At 71.7% G+C, this 18,686-nt stretch carries 16 protein-coding genes; 6 read left to right on the top strand and 10 right to left on the bottom strand.

Annotation, left to right across the window (positions count from 1 at the left end; genetic code table 11):
* Positions 1-73: 73 nt before the first annotated feature.
* Entirely contained in the window at positions 74-1,765 is a 1,692-nt protein-coding gene (locus OG510_RS33655) for a DUF885 domain-containing protein (protein WP_406141798.1), read from the bottom strand.
* Positions 1,766-1,828: 63 nt separating this feature from the next.
* On the bottom strand, positions 1,829-2,302 hold the full coding sequence (locus tag OG510_RS33660; RefSeq protein WP_164265070.1) for an Lrp/AsnC family transcriptional regulator: 474 nt from the start codon (positions 2,300-2,302) through the stop codon (positions 1,829-1,831).
* Positions 2,303-2,361: 59 nt separating this feature from the next.
* Between OG510_RS33660 and OG510_RS33665 the strand changes: the two genes are divergently transcribed.
* Positions 2,362-3,618 carry a trans-sulfuration enzyme family protein gene (locus tag OG510_RS33665; protein ID WP_406141800.1) on the top strand — a complete coding sequence of 419 codons (1,257 nt, stop codon included), beginning with the start codon at positions 2,362-2,364 and terminating at the stop codon, positions 3,616-3,618.
* Here OG510_RS33665 and OG510_RS33670 read toward each other — a convergent pair.
* Both OG510_RS33670 and OG510_RS33675 read right to left on the bottom strand, forming a co-directional pair.
* The gene (locus tag OG510_RS33670; RefSeq protein ID WP_406141802.1) at positions 3,560-5,053 is read right to left on the bottom strand and encodes a GNAT family N-acetyltransferase; all 1,494 of its coding nucleotides are present in this window, start codon (positions 5,051-5,053) and stop codon (positions 3,560-3,562) included. The two genes, OG510_RS33665 and OG510_RS33670, sit on opposite strands and share 59 nt — an antisense overlap.
* Positions 5,054-5,494: 441 nt before the next feature.
* A complete protein-coding gene (locus OG510_RS33675; protein ID WP_406141804.1) occupies positions 5,495-6,325 on the bottom strand; it encodes an alpha/beta fold hydrolase in 831 nt (276 codons plus the stop codon).
* A gap of 206 nt (positions 6,326-6,531) precedes the next feature.
* Here OG510_RS33675 and OG510_RS33680 point away from each other — a divergent pair, with 206 nt between their 5' ends.
* A complete protein-coding gene (locus OG510_RS33680; RefSeq protein WP_406141805.1) occupies positions 6,532-7,416 on the top strand; it encodes an RNA polymerase sigma-70 factor in 885 nt (294 codons plus the stop codon).
* Between the two features lie 269 nt (positions 7,417-7,685).
* The gene (locus tag OG510_RS33685; RefSeq protein ID WP_406141806.1) at positions 7,686-8,453 is read left to right on the top strand and encodes a GntR family transcriptional regulator; all 768 of its coding nucleotides are present in this window, start codon (positions 7,686-7,688) and stop codon (positions 8,451-8,453) included.
* Positions 8,454-8,541: 88 nt separating this feature from the next.
* Here the strand turns inward: OG510_RS33685 and OG510_RS33690 are convergent, their stop codons facing one another.
* Positions 8,542-9,702 (bottom strand): ROK family protein, encoded by a 1,161-nt coding sequence (locus tag OG510_RS33690; protein ID WP_406141808.1) that lies wholly within the window; start codon positions 9,700-9,702, stop codon positions 8,542-8,544.
* Positions 9,703-9,845: 143 nt separating this feature from the next.
* On the opposite strand from OG510_RS33690, the gene OG510_RS33695 reads away from it, so the two are divergent.
* Positions 9,846-10,280, top strand: coding sequence for a hypothetical protein (locus OG510_RS33695; RefSeq protein ID WP_406141810.1), 435 nt, complete (start codon positions 9,846-9,848; stop codon positions 10,278-10,280).
* 161 nt (positions 10,281-10,441) lie between these two features.
* On the opposite strand, the gene mug is transcribed toward OG510_RS33695, so the two are convergent.
* A complete protein-coding gene (gene mug, locus OG510_RS33700) occupies positions 10,442-11,032 on the bottom strand; it encodes a G/U mismatch-specific DNA glycosylase (protein WP_406141811.1) in 591 nt (196 codons plus the stop codon).
* 19 nt (positions 11,033-11,051) lie between these two features.
* Positions 11,052-12,485, bottom strand: coding sequence for an adenylosuccinate lyase (gene purB, locus OG510_RS33705; RefSeq protein ID WP_406141812.1), 1,434 nt, complete (start codon positions 12,483-12,485; stop codon positions 11,052-11,054).
* Between the two features lie 117 nt (positions 12,486-12,602).
* On the opposite strand from purB, the gene OG510_RS33710 reads away from it, so the two are divergent.
* Positions 12,603-13,229, top strand: coding sequence for an alpha-ketoglutarate-dependent dioxygenase AlkB (locus OG510_RS33710; RefSeq protein ID WP_406141813.1), 627 nt, complete (start codon positions 12,603-12,605; stop codon positions 13,227-13,229).
* Positions 13,230-13,468: 239 nt separating this feature from the next.
* Positions 13,469-15,004, top strand: coding sequence for an ATP-dependent DNA ligase (locus tag OG510_RS33715; protein ID WP_406141814.1), 1,536 nt, complete (start codon positions 13,469-13,471; stop codon positions 15,002-15,004).
* 135 nt (positions 15,005-15,139) lie between these two features.
* On the opposite strand, the gene OG510_RS33720 is transcribed toward OG510_RS33715, so the two are convergent.
* The 3 genes from OG510_RS33720 to OG510_RS33730 are packed head-to-tail and all read right to left on the bottom strand — an operon-like array spanning position 15,140 to position 18,610.
* On the bottom strand, positions 15,140-16,063 hold the full coding sequence (locus OG510_RS33720) for an SGNH/GDSL hydrolase family protein (RefSeq protein WP_406141815.1): 924 nt from the start codon (positions 16,061-16,063) through the stop codon (positions 15,140-15,142).
* Positions 16,064-16,121: 58 nt separating this feature from the next.
* Positions 16,122-17,159, bottom strand: a complete 1,038-nt coding sequence (locus OG510_RS33725; protein WP_406141816.1) for a hemolysin family protein — start codon at positions 17,157-17,159, stop codon at positions 16,122-16,124.
* Complete coding sequence (locus OG510_RS33730; RefSeq protein WP_406141817.1) at positions 17,156-18,610, bottom strand: hemolysin family protein; 1,455 nt, start codon at positions 18,608-18,610, stop codon at positions 17,156-17,158. The genes OG510_RS33725 and OG510_RS33730 overlap by 4 nt, the downstream gene beginning before the upstream one ends.
* Positions 18,611-18,686: the final 76 nt, after the last annotated feature.

An 18,686-nucleotide genomic window follows, 5' to 3' on the forward strand; every position in this document is an offset into this window, starting at 1 on the left:
CGGAGGTCGCACGGCGGCCGTGTGACGGCCGCCGTGCCGTGCCGGATCCCGCGCCGGCACATCCGCCCCGCCCCTACAGCTTCGAGATCTCGTCCACCAGATCGTCCAGCCCCAGCGATCCCTGCGACAGCGCCGCCATGTGCCAGGACTTGGCGTCGAAGGAATCCCCGTGCGCCTTACGGGCGTTCTCCCGGCCCAGCAGCCAGGCGCGCTCGCCCAGCTTGTACCCGATGGCCTGGCCCGGCATCGACAGATAGCGGATGAGCTCGCTCTCCACGAAGTCGGCGGGCCGCCCGCTGTGGTTCCCGAAGAACTCCTGCGCCAGCTCCGGCGTCCAGCGCTCGCCCGGGTGGAACGGCGAATCGGCCGGGATCTCCAGCTCCAGATGCATGCCGATGTCCACGATCACCCGGCAGGCGCGCATCATCTGCGCGTCCAGATAGCCGAGCCTGCGCTCGGCGTCCGGCAGGAAGCCCAGCTCGTCCATCAGACGCTCTGCGTAGAGCGCCCAGCCCTCCGCGTTGGCGCTGACCATGCCGACGCTCGCCTGGTAGCGGGAGAGCTGGTCCGAGACGTGCACCCACTGCGCCAGCTGGAGATGGTGTCCGGGCACCCCCTCGTGGTACCAGGTGGAGACCAGGTCGTACACCGGGAAGCGGGTCTCGCCCATGGTCGGCAGCCACGTACACCCCGGGCGGGAGAAGTCCTCCGACGGAGGTGTGTAGTACGGGGCGGCGGCGCCGCCGGGCGGGGCGATCCGGGACTCGACCTTCCGTACCCGCTCGGCGAGTTCGAAGTGGGTGCCGTCGAGCGCGTCCATCGCCTCGGTCATCAGCCCCTGGAGCCACTTCTGGACCTCGTCCACGCCCTCGATGTGCGTGCCGTGCTCGTCCAGGTGGGCCAGCGCCTCCCAGGGGCCCGCGCCCGGCAGGATCTTCCCGGCCTCGGTCTTCATCTCGGCGAGCAGCCGGTGGTATTCGGACCAGCCGTACGCGTACGCCTCGTCCAGATCCAGGTCGGTGCCGTTGAAGTAGCGCGACCAGCGGGCGTACCGCTCGCGGCCCACCGTGTCCGGCGCGTCCTCGACCGCGGGGGCGTAGACATCGCGCATCCAGTCCCGCAGCGAGGCCACCGCCGCCGTGGCCGAACGGGCCGCCGAGTCCAGCTCCTCGCGCAGCGAGTCCGGGCCCGCCGCGGCGAACTCGTCGAACCAGCCGGTGCCTTCCGCACCGGAGCCCGCCCACTCGGTGAGCTGGCCGATGAAGGTCTCGGTGGGGCGGGGGCCGCCGAGCAGTCCCCGTTCGAGGCCGAGAGCCAAGGACGTGCGGTACCCGTCGAGCGCCGCGGGCACACCGCTGAGGCGCTCGGCCACCGCGGCCCAGTCCTCGTCGGTCTCCGCCGGCGTCACCGTGAAGACCTCACGCACGGCGTGGGCCGGCGAGTGGATGTTGCTGACGGCCCGCAGCGCCTCATCGGCCTCATGGACGGCCAGTTCGGCGTTGAGCCGCTCGCGCAGCAGCCTGCCGCACCGCCGCTCGACGTCGCTGTCCCCGCCCGGACGGCGCTCGGCGGCGTCGAGTTCGGCCAGGGTGGCCCGCGCGAGCGCGGCGAGTGCGGCCTGCCCGGCGGGGGAGAAGTCGGGCAGGCCACGGGAGCTCTCGCGCACGCCGAGATAGGTGCCGGTGATCGGGTCGAGTGCGATCAGGGAGTCGACGTACGCGTCGGCTACCTGACGGGGCAGGGGGCTGTTGAGAGTCTGTGACATGCGGACATCTTCGTACGGCGGGGAGTTCCGCGCCATCTCCCCGGCGCGCGCTCCCCGGGCTCGTCACCCCGGGGGCAGCAGCGGGCCGCAGTCCCACTGCTGGAAGATCAGCCGGGTCTCCACCCGGGCCACTTCGCGGTGCGCGGTGAACTCGTCAAGGACCAGACGCTGCAGGTCGGCGGTGTCCGCCACCGCCACATGCACCAGATAGTCGTCGGGCCCCGCCAGATGGAAGAGCGCCCGCGACTCGGGCAGCCCCCGGATCCGCTCCACGAAAGGACCGACCAGCTCCCTGCGGTGCGGACGTACCTGCACCGAGAGCAGCGCTTCGAGGCCGCGCCCCAGTTTCGCCGGGTCGAGCCGCAGCTGGTGGCCCAGCACCACCCCGGAGCGGCGCAGCCTGGCCACCCGGTCGAGACAGGTCGAGGCGGCGACCCCGACCTCCGCTGCCAGCTCCCGGTAGGTGGTCCGGGCATCGTTCTGCAGGAGGCGGAGCAGATGCAGATCCACCGGGTCGAGTACGACGGATTCGGCCATCGCCCGAACGTAACACGGGCCGCAGCCCGAACTGCCCGGCAGCTGTTCAGAGTTCCGGTATGGAATCCGATGCCTCGACCACATCCAGGGCCCTGGCCACCGAAGCGGTGCACGCCGGACGCGAAGACCTCGCCGGTCTCGGCCTGCACGCCGTCCCGATCGATCTGTCGACGACGTACCCCTCGTACGACAGCAGGCAGGAGGCGGCCAGGATCGACGAGTTCGCCGCCACCGGCGCCCGACCGCAGGGGCCGCCGGTCTACGCCAGGCTCGACAACCCGACCACCGCACGCTTCGAGACGGCCCTCGCCCGCCTTGAGGGGGCCGAGAGCGCGGTGGCCTTCGCCAGCGGTATGGCGGCGCTCAGCGCTGTGCTGCTCGCGCGGGCGAGCCAGGGGCTGCGGCATGTCGTCGCGGTCCGCCCGCTGTACGGGTGCAGCGACCACCTGCTCACCGCTGGGCTGCTCGGCACCGAGGTGACCTGGACGGACCCGGCGGGTGTCGCCGACGCGATCCGGCCGGACACCGGTCTGGTGATGGTCGAGACCCCGGCCAACCCGACCCTCGCCGAGATTGACATCCGCGCGCTGGCGCACTCCTGCGGTGCGGTGCCGCTGCTCGTGGACAGCACCTTCGCGACACCGGTCCTGCAGCGGCCGCTGGAGCACGGGGCGCGGATCGTGCTGCACAGCGCCACGAAGTATCTGGGCGGGCACGGCGATGTGCTGGCCGGTGTGGTGGCCTGCGACGAGGAGTTCGCGCGGGGGCTGCGGCAGCTGCGGTTCGCGACGGGCGGTGTCCTGCACCCGCTGTCGGGCTATCTGCTGCTGCGTGGTCTGTCGACCCTGCCCGTCAGGATGCGGGCCGCGGCGGCGACGGCCGCCGAACTGGCCCGCCGGCTCACCGCCGACCCCAGGGTCTCGGTGGTGCACTATCCGAAGCTGGGCGGCGCCATGGTGGCCTTCGAGGTGCACGGCGATCCGCACCGGGTGATCGCCGACGTACGGCTGATCACCCCGGCTGTGAGCCTCGGCAGCGTCGACACCCTCATCCAGCACCCCGCCTCCATCAGCCACCGCATCGTGGCCGAGGGAGACCGGCGGTCAGCCGGCGTGAGCGAGCGGCTGCTGCGGATGTCGGTGGGGCTCGAGGATGTGGACGATCTCTGGGACGACCTGGACGGTGCGCTCAGTGACCGCTCAGCTCGCCCGGCCCGTACGGCAGTTCACGGGAAAAGCTCTGCTCATGAGCAAGGCTCTACGGCAGATCGTGCGCGGGACCGGAGTGGGCGGGACTCGTCGCCAGCCGCGCGGTGATGACCAGGGTGCCCTCCTCGATCTGGTAGTCGAGGGGCAGACCGAGGCCGCGCATCGCCGCCACCATCCCGGTGTTGGACGCCTGCGTCACCGCGTACACGCTCTCGCACCCGGCCTCCTCCGCGAGCCCGACCAGCCGGCCGAGCAGCTCGGAGCCGATGCCGCGGCGCTGCCAGGCATCCTCGACGAGCAGTGCGACCTCGGTCTCGTCACCGTCCCACAGGAGGTGGCCGAGGCCGACGATGCGCCCCGAAGCGGTCTGCACGGCGAGGGTGCGGCCGAAGCGCGGGCTCAGCAGATGGCCGAGGTAGCGGTCGGCGTCGCCGACGGGGCCGTGGTAGCGCAGGCCCAGGGTCCGGTCGGTGCACCGGTCGTGCATCGCCCTGGCGGCCTGCGCGTCGTCGGGCCCGGCCCGGCGCACGGTGATCTCGTTGCCCTCGGGGAGCGTGAAGACGTCCTGCCGGTGCGGCATCCGGGGGCCCAGGCGGGCGTCGAGCTCGATGAGCGCCCGGGCGCGGGCGAACTCCGTCGGGGTGAACGGCAGATGGGGCCGCTCGACGGTGATCGTGCCGCCTGACGGGTCGCGCAGCCGCATCAGCCGCTCCTCCAGCACGCCCTCCGCGGGCGTGGACGCGTCGGTGGGCGCGCCGCTGACCGCCACTGCGGGGAGCGAGTGGATGGTGCAGCGGCCGAGCAGCCGGCGCAGTGCCAGGGGGAGTTCGGCGGGGTCCAGGGCGGTGCGGGTGGCGAGGCCCAGGACGTGGGTCGGTGTGTCGACCAGGTCGTGGGTGTCGGCGCGCTCGATCCAGGTGTCGTGCCCGCCGGCCGCCGAGACCTCGTGGCCGAGCTGCCGGGACTGGAGGGTGGCGGGGGCGCGCAGCAGGAACTCGTCGACCGTGCCGTCGGCGAGTGGGTGGGTCTGGAGCGTCAGGATGTCGACCCGCTGCCGGGCCAGCGCCGTGCACAGCACGGCCAGGCTGCCTGGCTCGTCCCGTACGGTCGTACGCATCCGCCACAGCACGGTCTCGGACCGCGCCAGCCCGTTGGCTTCGCTGTCGCTGTCGCTGTCGCTGTCGCTGTCGCTGTGGTCGCCGCTGGGCGCGTGCTTGCCGCCGGGTGAGGCGGGAAGGGCGGACGGCGCGGCAGTGTCGCTCGCGCCGGACCGCCGGGATGGCCCGGACCGTTCAGGCTGCCCGGCTCGCCCGGACGGTGGCGCGTGGCTGTGGCGCTGGGCCCACCAGAGGTGGAACGCGACCGTACCGGCGAGCGACACGGCGGCCGCGACCAGGAGAAAGGGCCCGTCGGGCCCGTGCGCGACGAGATTGGCCACGGCATCGGCGAGAGCCACGGCGGTGAACAGGGCGGCCAGCTCGATGAGCTCCCGGCGCCAGTGGTGCGGGCGGCGGACGCTCTTCGCGGGATTCACATCGGTCATGGCCTCACTGTGACCGAGCGGTGTTGCCTGATCACGAACACTCTGTGACTGATGGGTTAAGTGTGATTTTGGTTGATTGAGAACCTTTTCCCGCCGGAAAAGACGCGAAACGCCCCCTCTGGTGCCCCATGGTGATGCAGCTGCCATTGAACGTACCCCCTCACCCCAAGTGAACCGATAAGGGCCTCAATTGGTTCCTGCCAACAGCCGGACACCGCGCTCGATTTCCGGCGGCGCCAGATGCGCGTATCCGGGCACCAGACGTACGACGCCGCCCTGAGGCCGGACGGTTCCGTAGTCGGACATCGGACGCACGGCGACACCGGCCCGGGCCATCCGGTCCAGGAACGTGCCTCTGGCCGGCGGCGGCTGGTCGACGGCGGGATCGCCCGGACAGTGCCCTGGCGGCGGGGTGTGATCCTAGGTCAGCGGGGGCCCCGGTCAGCGGCTGGTGTCGAGGATGACGCGTGCCACCAGGGCCGGGTCGTCGTTCATCGGGACATGGCCGCAGCCGGGCAGCCGTACCAGCCGGGCGCCGGGGATGGTCCGCTTGGCCCTGACCCCCTGACGGCGGAGCAGGATACGGTCCTTCGTGCCCCAGGCCACGGTGACGGGCACGGCGCTCACCTCGGAGGTGAACAGCACGTCCCGCCCGGCGGCCAGCGTCGCGTCGAAGCCGGTCGCGGTGCGCAGCGCCAGGGTCTCGGAGACGACGGCCTCCGGTGAACGGCGGCCCGGCCGGGCGTAGATGGTGCCGGTGAGTGCCGCCCGCCCGGCCGCCGAGCGGGACAGCCGCTCGACCACCGGGAGCGGCAGCAGCCGGGCGCCGTGCCGCATCGCCGCCAGTGTCGAGAACGCGTAGCGCCGCTCGGCCTGCGTCCAGAACCCGGCCGGTGAGAGCGCGGTGACCGACCGCACGAGGCTCCGGCTGCCCAGCTCAAGGGCGAGCAGGCCGCCGAGTGAGTTCCCCGCGACATGGGGCCGTTCGACACCCAGCGCCTCGCACATCGCGCCGAGTACGGGAACGACCGACCCGAGGTCGTACGGCACCCCTTCGGGCAGTGCGGGCGATGCGCCGAACCCGGGCAGGTCCACGCTGATCACCTCGCGTTCGGCGGCCAGGATGTGCACGACCGGGTCCCACGCCTGCCGGTGGTGGCCGATGCCGTGCAGCAGCAGGAGCGGGGCGCCCGATCCGGTGCGCTCGTACGCGACCGTGACCGGCTTCTGTCCCGTCGGGGTGGCGATGGTGAAGGAGACCTGGGCGGTCATGCTGCTGCTCCCTGGGGTGGGGGTCCCTGAGAGCAGGAACCGGCACTTAGACGTTGCGTCAGTAACAATTACCCTTGAGTAGCTTGCACTTCAAGGGGATGGCGCGAAATGGCGGTCGCCCGACGGTGGGGCCGGCGCGCGGTGGATCCGGATTCTTCCGGCGATTCTTTCTGGACACGGAGGGGCCGGTCGGCTGGGATGGGCGCGTGGCCACCGACACCGCGACCGACCTCTTCGAAGAACACCGCTCCGTGCTGACCGGTGTGGCGTACCGCATGCTCGGCCGGGTGGCCGATGCCGAGGACGTCGTCCAGGAGGCATGGCTCCGCTGGTCGGCGGCCGACCGCGGGGACGTACGCGAACCGCGCGCCTTCCTCGTGCGTATCACCACCAGGCTCGCCCTCGACCGGCTCCGGCATGTGCAGTCGCGGCGCGAGGCGTATGTGGGCCCGTGGCTCCCGGAGCCGCTCGCCACGGACTTCGGCTCGGCCGTGCCGGACACGGCGGAGCGGGCGGTGCTCGCCGACTCCGTGTCGTTCGCCGTCCTCGTGGTGCTGGAGTCACTCTCGCCGCTGGAGCGTGCGGTGTTCGTGCTGCGGGAGGCTTTCGGCTTCCCGTACGCGGAGATCGCCGTGGTGCTCGAACGCGGCGAGGCGGCGGTGCGTCAGCTCGCCGGGCGGGCCAGGCGCCATGTGGAGGAGCGCAAGCCGAGGTACGACGTCGATCCGGCCGAACGCCGTGATCTCACCGAACGGTTCCTCGCGGCGGCCTCGGGCGGAAGCCTGGACGAACTGCTGGCGCTGCTCACGCCAGGCGTGCGCCTGGTGGCGGACAGCGGGGGCAAGTCTCAGGCGCCGCTGCGTGTCATCGAGGGCGCGGACAAGGTGGGCCGCTTCCTGGCCGGAGTCGCCGAGCGGGGAGCCGCGGGCGCCGAGTTCCGGATCAGGGAGCTCAACGGGGCACCGGCGATCGTGGTGCTCCTGGGCGGCGCGGTGGACTCCGTGGTGCAGGCGGAGGTCAAGGACGGGCGGATCGCCGAGATCTACATCGTGCGTAACCCTGACAAACTCCAGCTGATGTCAGCGGAGTAGAGCGCTCCCCTTCCTCTTCCTCTCCTTCCCTCTCCTCGCCCTTCCCCCTGACCGATGCCCGGGGGCTGTGAGTACTCCGGGGTCGGCCGCCGGTCGATAACTTCTCATGAACGCTCTGCGTCATGAACCGGCTCCGCTCCGCTATCGCGTGAGGATTGGTCTTGACCAAGAACGGGTGCCGCCCTACTCTCGCAGAGTTAGTGCAGGAACCTTTAATAAATAAGGGCACAGAAAAGCCGCCGGGGACACGGCGATTGCGGAGGATCAGGGTGGGGACCACGCAGCTGGAATCGGTGCCGGAGCCGAAGTACTGGCACCTCAAGACCGTGCTCACGGAGGCGCTGGACTCGGAATTCGCGGTCGGGGAGATCCTCCCCAACGAGCGCGAACTGGCCGCCCGTTTCGGCGTCGCGCGCGCCACGCTGCGTCAGGCGCTGGAACAGCTGGAACTGGAAGGCCGTCTGCAGCGCCGCCGGGGCGTGGGCACCACGGTCGCCCCGCCGCGAGTCGGTGTCGATGTGTCGACTTCTCAGCAGACCTGGCCCGGTGCGTCCGACGATGCCTGGCAGCCCGTCGAGTGCGGCAGCGCCGCGGCGCCGGCCGCAGTGGCCAGGCTGCTCGACGCGGACAGCGACGACGCCGTGCACACCGTACGCAGGATCCGGATGTCGCACGGCCAGTCCGTCGCCACCGAGGTGGTGTACGTGCCGGCGGCTTCCGTGCCCGAACTGTCCGCCATAGAGGCCCCGTCGGGTCCGGCGCGTGCGCGCGCCGTGCTGCGTGAGCTGCAGCATCTGAACCTCGAGGGCCAGGACCGTGCGGTGGAGCTCGGTTCGGCCCGCGCGGACGACGCCAAGGAACTCGACCGGCTGCCCGGCGCTCCGGTGCTCGTCGTCACCACGCGGTACATCGCGGGTGGCAGGACGATCGCGGTGTCGGTGGCCACCTACCGGGCGGACACGTGCAGGCTCACCTTCGGTGACTCGGGCGACGTGGAGATAAGCGACGAGCTGCCCGGCGGCAAGAAGGCTTCCTGACGGGACACGGCTTCCTGACGGGATATGCAGGGCCTGCGGATGACGCGGGGGGTTGATGTCGGGCCAAGTCCCGCGCCCGGCGGTGCGCTCAGCGGCGGGCCGTGACCGTGCCCTCCACGGCGAAGAGCTCCTCCTCCACATGGTCGAGCGCCAGCCGCAGCGCACCGGTCGCCACAGCTGCCTCGCCGAGCACGGACAGCGCGACCCGGGGCGGGCGCAGACAGTAGCGCGCCAACTCGCCCCGCAGCGGCTCCAGTACACCGTCAAGCCCGGCCGCCCAGCCGCCGATCACGACCAGTTCCGGGTCGAGCGCCAGCACCAGGGCGGCCACATCGTGGACCAGCCGCTGGATGAACCGCTCGACGGCGGCCTTGGCCCGGGTGTCGCCTTCCTTCGCATGCGTGAAAACCTCGGCGACCGCGTGCTCGTCCAGCGGGTGGAGCGGCTCGTCGGTCGTGGAGAGCAGCTTCTCCGGAGTGACCCCGCGCCCCAGCAGGTGCAGCGCGCCGATCTCGCCCGCTGCCCCGCCGAAACCACGGTGCAGCCGCCCGCCGATCAGTGACCCCGCCCCGGGGCTCAGCCCGGCGAGTACGAAGACGATGTCGTCGGAGTCGGTCGCCGCGCCCTTCCAGTGCTCGGCCACGGCTGCCGCGTTGGCGTCGTTCTCGACGAGGACCGGGCAGCGGAACGACCGCCGCAGCCGCTCGCCCAGCGGAAGCCCCGTCCAGTCGGGAAGCGCGGTTCCCAGCCGGACCGTACCGTCGGCCTCCACGATTCCGGGGCTGCCGACCCCGACCGCGCGCAGGGTGCTGCGTGCGACTCCGGCACGGCGCAGGACATCGGCCACCGTGCTCCGGACCCGCTCCAGCCGCTCGTCCGCGGGGGCGGTCTCGGGCACCTCGCGGGAACCGGCGCCGATGATCTCCCCGTCGAGGCCGGAGACCAGGGCGGCGACCCGGTGCGGTCCGATCTCGATGCCGAGCAGATGCCCCGCCTCCGCACGGAAACGGAACCGCCGCGCGGGGCGCCCCTGCCGCCGGGTCTCGCCCTCCGCCTCAGGAGAGTCCTCGACGACGAGCCCGGCCGTGATCAGACCGTCGATCACGCCCTCGACCGTCGGCCGCGACAGGCCGGTGATACGGGTGAGATCCGTCAGGGTCGGGAACACCTCGCCGCGCAGTGCGTGCAGCACCACGGAGGAGTTGATCCGTCGCAGCAACGAGGGATCCCCGCCGGTCAGCTGCCCCAACGTCGTCCTCCCAGCTCAGCTCGTGCGTGTGTGCCGGATGGTACCGGGTGACAGGTCGGGCGGCGAGTGCCTGCCCGGCCGGTGGCGGGTCGGGAGGGTATGCCCGGCGACCAACTGTCGGAGGGGGAAGGTTTACTGAGAGGATGACCACCGCTCAGTACGTCGCCGCCATCGACCGGTTGCGGGCCCGTGCGTTCCCCGTGCAGCGCGGATGGTCGGACACCGGGCCGTGCGGGCCTGGCTTCCACCTCACGACGCTGATAAGCGGGGACGCCCCGAGCGGCGCGGACGACCCCGTGGCGGAGGCGGTGGAGGAAGCGGAGGACCAGTTCGCGGCTGAGTCCGAGGCCCTGGTGGCCGTGCTCGACGCACGGTGGGGCGAGGCGCAGATGTTCAGCCTCTGGAGCATGCTGGCCCGGCGTATGGAGGGCGAGGAGATACCCGAGCCCTGGGACGAGTTGTGTACCACCGTGGCGGCCCTCCATCTCTGGAAGGCGGAGGGCCGGTGGATCGCCACCGGTGCTGTACGGGGAGGAGACCGGCTGGTCGCGGTGGTCACCGACGTGGACCCGCCGTAGCCCTTTGGTGTTCAGCCTGGAAGGGGGCCGGCTCTTGGACCGGCTCTTGGACCGGTTCACGGTGCGGGCGCCGGGACGCGATTCCTGATCAGCCCTGTCAGCCCTGTCAGTCCTGTTCGCCCCGAGATCCCTGCTGTTCCTGTCCTCCCCGCCGTCGTGGCCTACGGAGTCGGAGGCCGGGGCGACGGGGGCCGCGTGGGCGGGTGCGGGCCGGGTGCGGTCTGTGCGGCTTCGCGGAGCCTGCCGTACTCCTCGGCCATCGTGGCCGCCGTCCAGTGGGCGTTGAGTCCGCTCGGGTTGGGCAGTGCCCAGATCCGGGTGGAGCCGATCGTCCGCGTCTGCGGTCCGATCCTGGCCTTGGGCTCACGGAACGCCGTGCGGTAGGCGGTGACTCCCACGACGGCGAGCCAACGCGGCTTCAGCCTCTCCACCTTGGCCGTCAGGATGCGACCGCCCTCGCGGTACTCATCGGCGCTCAGCTCGTCGGCGCGGGCCGATGCCCGTGCCACCACATTGGTGATGCCGAGGCCGAGAGCCAGGAGATCGTCCTGCTCCGACGGGGCGAACCTCCGGGGTGTGAACCCCGACAGGTGAAGCACCGGCCAGAAGCGGTTGCCCGGCCGGGCGAAGTGATGGCCGGTCGCGGCCGTCATCAGGCCGGGGTTGATTCCGCAGAACAGCACGTTCAGGCCCTCCGCGACCACATCGGGGACGATGCGGTCGCGGGCGGCCTCCAGCTCTTCGGGCTTCATCGGTGCGCCGGCCGGCGGATCAGAGGATCGAGCCGGGGGCGTAGGCGGCTGCCTCCGGGTGCTGCTTGGAGATCTCCTCGATCCGGGAGACCACCGCGGCCACCTGGCCGCCGGCGGCGCCGGTGAAGGACAGCTTGTCGGCCATCAGCGCGTCCAGCTGCGCCCGGTCGAGCGGCATCCGGTCGTCGGCCGCGAGCTTGTCGAGCAGTTCGTTGCGCTCGGCGCCCTGTTCACGCATGGCGAGGGCGGATGCGACCGCGTGCTCCTTGATGACCTCGTGCGCCACTTCCCGGCCGACGCCCGCCCGTACGGCACCCATCAGCACCTTGGTGGTGGCCAGGAACGGCAGATACCGGTCGAGTTCGCGGGCGACGACGGCCGGGAACGCGCCGAACTCGTCCAGCACGGTCAGGAACGTCTCGAGCAGCCCGTCGAAGGCGAAGAACGCGTCGGGCAGGGCGACACGGCGGACGACCGAGCACGACACATCGCCCTCGTTCCACTGGTCACCGGCCAGTTCGCCGGTCATCGAGGCGTAACCGCGCAGGATCACCATCAGGCCGTTCACACGCTCGCAGGAGCGGGTGTTCATCTTGTGCGGCATCGCGGACGAGCCGACCTGTCCCGGCTTGAAGCCCTCGGTGACCAGCTCGTGCCCGGCCATCAGCCGGATGGTCTTGGCCAGGGACGAGGGAGCACCCGCCAGCTGGACCAGCGCGGTCACCACGTCGTAGTCGAGCGAGCGCGGGTACACCTGGCCGACCGAGGTGAAGGCGTGCGCGAAGCCGAGGTGCCCCGCGATCCGCTCCTCGAGCTCCGCCAGCTTCGACTCGTCCCCGCCCAGCAGGTCCAGCATGTCCTGGGCGGTGCCGACCGGGCCCTTGATGCCGCGCAGCGGGTAACGCCCCAGCAGGTCGTCGAGACGTCCGTACGCCACAAGCAGCTCGTCGGCGGTCGTCGCGAAGCGCTTGCCGAGGGTGGTCGCCTGCGCCGCCACGTTGTGCGAACGCCCGGCCATCACCAGCTCGGCGTGCTCGCCCGCCAGCCTGCCGAGGCGCGCGAGCACCGCGACGGTACGGTCGCGCATCAGCTCGAGCGAGAGCCGGATCTGGAGCTGCTCGACATTCTCGGTGAGGTCCCGGGACGTCATGCCCTTGTGGATCTGCTCGTGCCCCGCGAGGGCGTTGAACTCCTCGATCCGCGCCTTCACATCGTGCCGCGTGACCTTCTCGCGCTCGGCGATCGACGCCAGGTCGACCTGGTCGAGCACCCGCTCGTAGTCGGCGAGCGCGGTCGCAGGGACCTCGATCCCCAGGTCCTGCTGGGCCCGCAGCACAGCGAGCCAGAGCCGGCGCTCCAGCCTGACCTTCTGCTCGGGGGACCAGAGGACGGCGAGCTCCGTGGAGGCGTAGCGGCCGGCCAGGACGTTGGGGATGCGAGGCTTTGCAGTCACGTGAAGTGATTCTACTGGCGGTTTCTGCAGGTCGGTGCCCCGGTTCCGTTCGTAGGTTGCTACGGCGTTCGGAGCGGGAGACCGTGTTCGAATAAGTGTTCGGGTACTCTGGGTCGTATGGCTGTCCACCTGCAGAGTTCCCTCTTCGACCAGGGCGACGCGACCGGCCTTCGCCCGCTGACCGAGGTGCGCCGCAGCCACCTGGGGCAGGGAGCCTGGATCGACGTGCTGCCGCAGTGGCTCACCGGGGCGGACGCGCTCTTCGACGTACTGGCGCGGGACGTCCCCTGGCACGCGGAGCAGCGCGTCATGTGCGAGCGGGTGGTGGAGGTGCCGAGGCTGCTGTCGTTCTTCGAAGCGGCCGCCCCCTTGCCGCACCCCACGCTCGACGAGGCCCGTGACGCACTCGGAGCGCACTACGCGAAGGAGCTCGGAGAGCCCTTCACCACGGCCGGACTGTGCTTCTACCGTGACGGGCGGGACGGCGTCGCCTGGCACGGGGACACGATCGGCCGCGGCAGCAGGGAGGACACGATGGTGGCGATCCTCTCGCTCGGCGCTCCCCGGAGCCTGACACTGCGGCCGCGCGGCGGCGGCAGCACCGTCCGTACGCCGCTGGGGCACGGGGACCTGATCGTGATGGGCGGCAGCTGTCAGCGCACCTGGGAGCACGCGATTCTCAAGACGGCGCGCCCTGTGGGGCCGCGCATCAGCGTGCAGTTCCGTCCGCACGGGGTGCGCTGAGCCCGGATACGCAGCACAGCACCGCGGGGTGCGGGTCCCGTCCCGGCCAGGCCGTAACACCGGGAGCAGTGCCCGTCCGTCCCCGCCAAGTGGCAGCACTGGACGCAGTGCCCGTCCGGCCCCCCGGCCAGATCGCAGCACCGGTCACAGCACCCGTCCGTCCCGGGACGGCGCGGTGGAAAACGGGTACGGATCCGAGCACCGCCGCCCAGTTTCTTCCACCGGCCCGGAGCCCCGCCATGCTGCTTCATGAACTCGCCGCCACCTCACGCGCCGTCGGTTCGGAATCCGCCAGGAACGCGAAGACCGCCCTGCTGGCGGAGTACCTGCGAAGCCTGGGCCCCGACGACCTTCCGGCGGCGGTGGCCCTGCTCTCCGGTGAGTCCCGGCGGATGCGGATCGGGGTGGGGCCAGCGGCCCTGCGCGACCTTCCGGAGCCCGCCGCTGAACCGTCGCTCGGTGTGCGGGAGACACAGGACGTCCTGGCCGAGCTGGCCGCCGTACACGGCCCCGGCTCGCGGGACGAGCGCAGCGCCCTGCTCCAGGGGCTGTTCTCCCGGGCCACCGCCTCGGAGCAGTCCTTTCTCGCGGCCGTACTCGTCGGCGAACTGCGGCAGGGTGCACTCGACTCCGTGGTCGCGGACGCGGTGGCGAAGGCCGCAGGGGTGTCGGCCGCCGATGTCCGGCGGGCTCTGATGTTCCGGGGGTCCGCCCGTGCCGTGGCGGCCGCCGCGCTGTCCGGCGGGCGGGAGGCACTGCGGGCGTTCGGCCTGGAACTGGGCAGGCCGGTGCGGCCGATGCTCGCGGCGGCCGAGCCCGATGTGGCGGCGGCCCTGGAACGGGTCGGGCCCGCGGCTGTCGAGTGGAAGCTGGACGGGATCCGGGTGCAGGTCCACCGGAACGGTGCCGACGTGGCCGTCTTCACCCGCAGCCTGGACGACATCACCTCATGGGTGCCCGAAGTGGTCGAGGCGGTGGCCGAACTGCCGGTGAGGTCCGCCGTCCTGGACGGGGAGGCCATCGCGGTGGGCCCGGACGGGCGCCCGCTGCCGTTCCAGGTGACGGCCGCCCGTACGGCGTCGCGTCAGGACCCGGTCCGGCTGCGGGCCGAAGTGCCGCTGCGGGTGTACTTCTTCGACCTGCTGCACCGCGACGGCGCCGACCTCATCGACCTGCCCGCGCGCACCCGCTGGGAGGCGCTCGACGCGGTGGTGCCGGTGGATCTGCGCGTCCCGCGTACGGTCACCGGCGAGACGGCCGAGGCCGAGCGGTTCTTCGCGGACGCGGTCGCACAGGGGCAGGAGGGCGTGGTGGTGAAGGATCCCGCGGCGCCGTACGCGGCCGGGCGCCGCGGGGCCGGGTGGATCAAGGTGAAGCCACGGCACACGCTCGACCTGGTGGTGACCGCGGCCGAGTGGGGGCACGGCAGGCGGCAGGGCGTGCTCAGCAATCTCCATCTCGCCGCTCGTGGAGAGGCCGGGGATCCGGAGCCCTGGGTGATGCTGGGCAAGACCTTCAAAGGCCTCACCGATGAACTGCTCGTCTGGCAGACCCGCGAACTGCTGGCACGCGAGGTGAGCAGGGACGGGTATGTCGTACGGGTACGGCCGGAGCTGGTGGTGGAGGTGGCGTTCGACGGGCTGCAGCGCAGCCCCCGCTATCCGGCGGGACTCGCCCTGCGCTTCGCACGCGTGCTGCGCTACCGCGAGGACAAGGGCCCCGCCGAGGCGGACACGGTGGCCGCGGTCCGCGCCCTCGCCCCGGACACGCTGTGACCCGGCGGCGGCCCGTTCGTACGCGTACCGAACCGCAGATGCCCGCCGGCACTCACAGGCCGGCGCCATGCCCGTCACCTCTTGCCCGTCACGCAACGCCCGTTACGCCTTGCCCGTCACGCCACGGCCCAGCGCCTACGGCCCATCCGGCAGGCTCGGCGCATCCGGCAGGCCCCGCCCATCCGGCACGTCCGGCCCGTCGGCCAGGCCCGGCACCTCCGGCGCGGCCTCCAGCCGGCGCCAGCCGGTCACCGGTCCCGGGGCGCCGTCGTCCGCGGGCGTGATCCAGAACGCCTTGCCGCTCCTGGCGCAGAACTGTGCGCCGCTGCGCCCGTCACCGGACGAACGTCCCGTCAGCCGCCGTCCTATCCACGGCACCAGATGCTCGCGCGCGAACCGCAGGTCGCTGGTGCGTCGCGCCGCCCAGCGGGCCGCCGTGGCCGGGGGCAGCGGCGCCCGCCAGTCGTCCTCGGCCGCCAGCCCCAGCGTCTGCCACACCGCCTCGGCCACCCGGCGGTGCCCATCGGCCGTCAGATGCAGCCGGTCCACGTCCCACAGCCGCTGGTCTCCCAGCACCGGGGCACCGTAGAGATCGACGACCAGCGCGCCGTGCCGCGCGGCCAGGTCGTCGATGAAGGAGAACAGCTCCTCCATGCGCGGGCGGAAGCGTTCCATCACCGGCCCGTTCCGGCCAGGACTGCGCATCAGGACCAGCTGCCCACAGGCGGGAGCCAGACGTCCCGCCGCCTCCTCCAGCCGGCCGCGCACCATCCCCATGTCGCACTTGGGGCGCAGCGTGTCGTTGAGCCCGCCCACCAGCGTCACCACATCGGGCCTGAGCTCAGCCGCGGCTCGGGCCTGTTCGTCGGCGATCTGGCCGATCAGCTTTCCGCGTACGGCGAGATTCGCGTAGCGGAAGCCGGGAGTCCGTGCCGCCAGGCGCGCGGCGAGCAGGTCGGCCCAGCCGCGGTACGAGCCGTCCGGGAGGGCGTCCGACATTCCCTCGGTGAAGGAGTCGCCGACCGCGACCAGACTGGTGTAGGAGGCATTCAATTTCATCGCCGGACGATCCTACCGTGGTGCGCCACCGCTGCCCCGGGGCGAGCGCGGCGGCCGGTCAGTCGCCGGTCCCGGCCGCCGGAGCCGCCGGGCGCCCGACCAGCTCCCGCAGCAGGTCCTCCATCGTCACCAGCCCGGCGAGGGTGCCGTCGTCGCCCATCACCGCCGCCAGATGTGTACGGCTGCGGCGCATCGCCGTCAGTACGTCGTCCAGCGGGCTGGCGGCGCGCACCCGGGCGATGGCCCGCATCGCGGAGACCGCGAACGGCAGATCGCGGGGCAGCGCGTCCAGTGCGTCCTTGACGTGGAGGTACCCGAGAATCCGCCGGTTGTCGTCGACCACGGGGAAGCGTGAGAAGCCGGATTCGACCGACAGCTGTTCCAGCTTCTCCGGGGTCGTTCCCAGACGTGCGTACACCACCTGCTCCAGCGGCACGACCACATCGCGTACGGGCCTGCGGCCCAGCTCCAGGGCGTCGTGCAGCCGCTCGCTCGCCCGGTCGTCCAGCAGACCGGCCGCCGATGCGTCGGTCACCAGGCGGGCCAGCTCGTCGTCCGTGAAGGTCGCCGCGACCTCGCTCTTCGCCTCGACCCGCAGCAGTTTCAGCAGCGCGTTGGCGAAGGAGTTGATCGCGAAGATCACCGGACGCAGCGCACGCGCCAGCGTGACCAGCGGAGGGCCGAGCAGCAGCGCCGTCCGCACCGGCCCGGCCAGGGCGATGTTCTTCGGCACCATCTCGCCGAAGAGCATGTGCAGATAGGTCGCCACGGTGAGGCTGATGATGAAGGAGACCGGGTGGATCAGCCCGCCGGGCATCCCGACGGTGTGGAAGACCGGCTCCAGCAGATGGGCGATGGCCGGTTCGGCGACCACACCGAGCACCAGCGTGCAGAGCGTGATCCCGAGCTGCGCCGCGGCCATCAGGGCTGCCAGGTGCTCCAGCCCCCACAGCACGCTCCGCGCCCGCCGGTCGCCCTCCTCCGCCGCCGGTTCGATCTGGCTGCGCCGTACGGAGATGAGCGCGAACTCACCGCCGACGAAGAAGGCGTTGACGACCAGCGTCAGCAGCCCGATGAACAGCTGGATCACAGTCATCGCAGGTCCCCGTCCTCATCGTCGGTTCCGGCGTCCCCGGTGGACTCGGCATCCCCGGCGGACTCGGCGGTTCTGCCCGTCCGGCCGGGCTTGCCGCGCTTGGTGTCCTTGTCGTCCTTGCCGTCCGGGTCGTCGTCGCCGTCCGCCGCCTCCGGTGCGTGCAGCAGCAGCCGCGCGGCGCGGCGCCCGCTCGCGTCCACCACATCGATCCGCCAGCCACCCACCTCGAAACTGTCGCCCTCGGCCGGGATACGCCCCAGCTCGGTGGCGACGAAACCCGCCAGGGTCTCGTACGGGCCTTCGGCCACCCGCAGGCCGATCGACTCCAGCTGATCGGTCCTCGCGGCCCCGTCGACCGAGTAGACCGGCCGTCCGTCGGCGTCCTCGCCCGCACCGGCCAGGTCGGGCGTCTCGTGCGGGTCGTGCTCGTCGCGTACCTCGCCGACGACCTCCTCGACGATGTCCTCCAGCGTGACGACACCGGCCGTGCCGCCGTACTCGTCGATCACCACGGACATCGTGCGCTTGCCGTACATCCGGTCGAGCAGCCGGTCCACGGTCAGCGTCTCCGGTACGAGCAGGGGCTCGCGGAGCAGCTCGGACACCGGGAAACGCGGCCTGCGCTCCGCCGGGAGCGCCAGTACGTCCTTGATGTCGGCGACTCCCACGACCTGGTCGAGGCTGCCCCGGTAGACCGGGAAGCGCGACAGGCCGGTGGCGCGGGTGGCGTTCGCGACGTCCTCTGCGCTGGCCTGCACATCGAGCGCCACCACCTGGACCCTGGGCGTCATCACGTTCTCGGCGGTGAGATCCGCCAGGTTGAGCGTACGGACGAAACGCTCGGCGGTGTCCTCCTCCAGCGCGCCCGCCTTGGCCGAGTGCCGGGCCAGTGCGACCAGCTCCTGCGGCGAACGGGCCGAGGCCAGCTCCTCCGTCGGCTCCATACCGAGCCGGCGCAGCAGCCGGTTGGCGGTGTTGTTGAGATGGCTGATCAGCGGGCGGAAAACCGCGCTGAAGCAGCGCTGCGGGGTGGCCACCATCTTGGCAACGGTCAGGGGGGAGGAGATCGCCCAGTTCTTCGGGACCAGCTCACCGACCACCATCAGGAAAACGGTGGACACGGCCGTGCCGATCACCAGGCCAGCCGACGAAGCCGCGCCGGACGGCAGACCCATCGACTCGATGGGACCGCGCAGCAGCTTCCCGATCGACGGCTCGGCGAGCATCCCGATGACCAGGTTGGTGACGGTGATGCCGAGCTGGGCGCCGGACAGCTGGAAGGTGAGCCCGCGCACCGCACGCAGCGCGCTCGCCGCGCCGCGCTCGCCCCGCTCGGCGGCCTCCTCGAGTTCGCTGCGCTCGACGGTCGTGAGCGAGAACTCCGCCGCGACGAAGGCCGAGCAGGCCAGCGAGAGCAGCAGCGCCACGATGAGCAGAAGGACTTCGGTCATCGGTTCACCTCCGTCCCATGATCAGCCAGGGAGCGGAGGACTGCGCGATGTCGGCTGCTGGGAGGCTCGCCCATGG

Origin of the sequence: Streptomyces sp. NBC_01089 (assembly GCF_045162975.1) — a bacterium.
Classification (GTDB): Bacteria; Actinomycetota; Actinomycetes; order Streptomycetales; family Streptomycetaceae; genus Streptomyces.

Excerpts from the sequence above, each read along its gene's own strand:
- OG510_RS33725 (WP_406141816.1), bottom strand. The coding sequence starts at position 17,159 with ATGACTGTGATCCAGCTGTTCATCGGGCTGCTGACGCTGGTCGTCAAC.
- OG510_RS33665 (WP_406141800.1), top strand. The coding sequence starts at position 2,362 with ATGGAATCCGATGCCTCGACCACATCCAGGGCCCTGGCCACCGAAGCG.
- OG510_RS33710 (WP_406141813.1), top strand. The coding sequence starts at position 12,603 with ATGGCTGTCCACCTGCAGAGTTCCCTCTTCGACCAGGGCGACGCGACC.
- OG510_RS33730 (WP_406141817.1), bottom strand. The coding sequence starts at position 18,610 with ATGACCGAAGTCCTTCTGCTCATCGTGGCGCTGCTGCTCTCGCTGGCC.
- OG510_RS33720 (WP_406141815.1), bottom strand. The coding sequence starts at position 16,063 with ATGAAATTGAATGCCTCCTACACCAGTCTGGTCGCGGTCGGCGACTCC.
- OG510_RS33675 (WP_406141804.1), bottom strand. The coding sequence starts at position 6,325 with ATGACCGCCCAGGTCTCCTTCACCATCGCCACCCCGACGGGACAGAAG.
- mug (WP_406141811.1), bottom strand. The coding sequence starts at position 11,032 with ATGAAGCCCGAAGAGCTGGAGGCCGCCCGCGACCGCATCGTCCCCGAT.
- OG510_RS33695 (WP_406141810.1), top strand. The coding sequence starts at position 9,846 with ATGACCACCGCTCAGTACGTCGCCGCCATCGACCGGTTGCGGGCCCGT.
- OG510_RS33715 (WP_406141814.1), top strand. The coding sequence starts at position 13,469 with ATGCTGCTTCATGAACTCGCCGCCACCTCACGCGCCGTCGGTTCGGAA.
- OG510_RS33660 (WP_164265070.1), bottom strand. The coding sequence starts at position 2,302 with ATGGCCGAATCCGTCGTACTCGACCCGGTGGATCTGCATCTGCTCCGC.
- OG510_RS33670 (WP_406141802.1), bottom strand. The coding sequence starts at position 5,053 with ATGACCGATGTGAATCCCGCGAAGAGCGTCCGCCGCCCGCACCACTGG.
- OG510_RS33655 (WP_406141798.1), bottom strand. The coding sequence starts at position 1,765 with ATGTCACAGACTCTCAACAGCCCCCTGCCCCGTCAGGTAGCCGACGCG.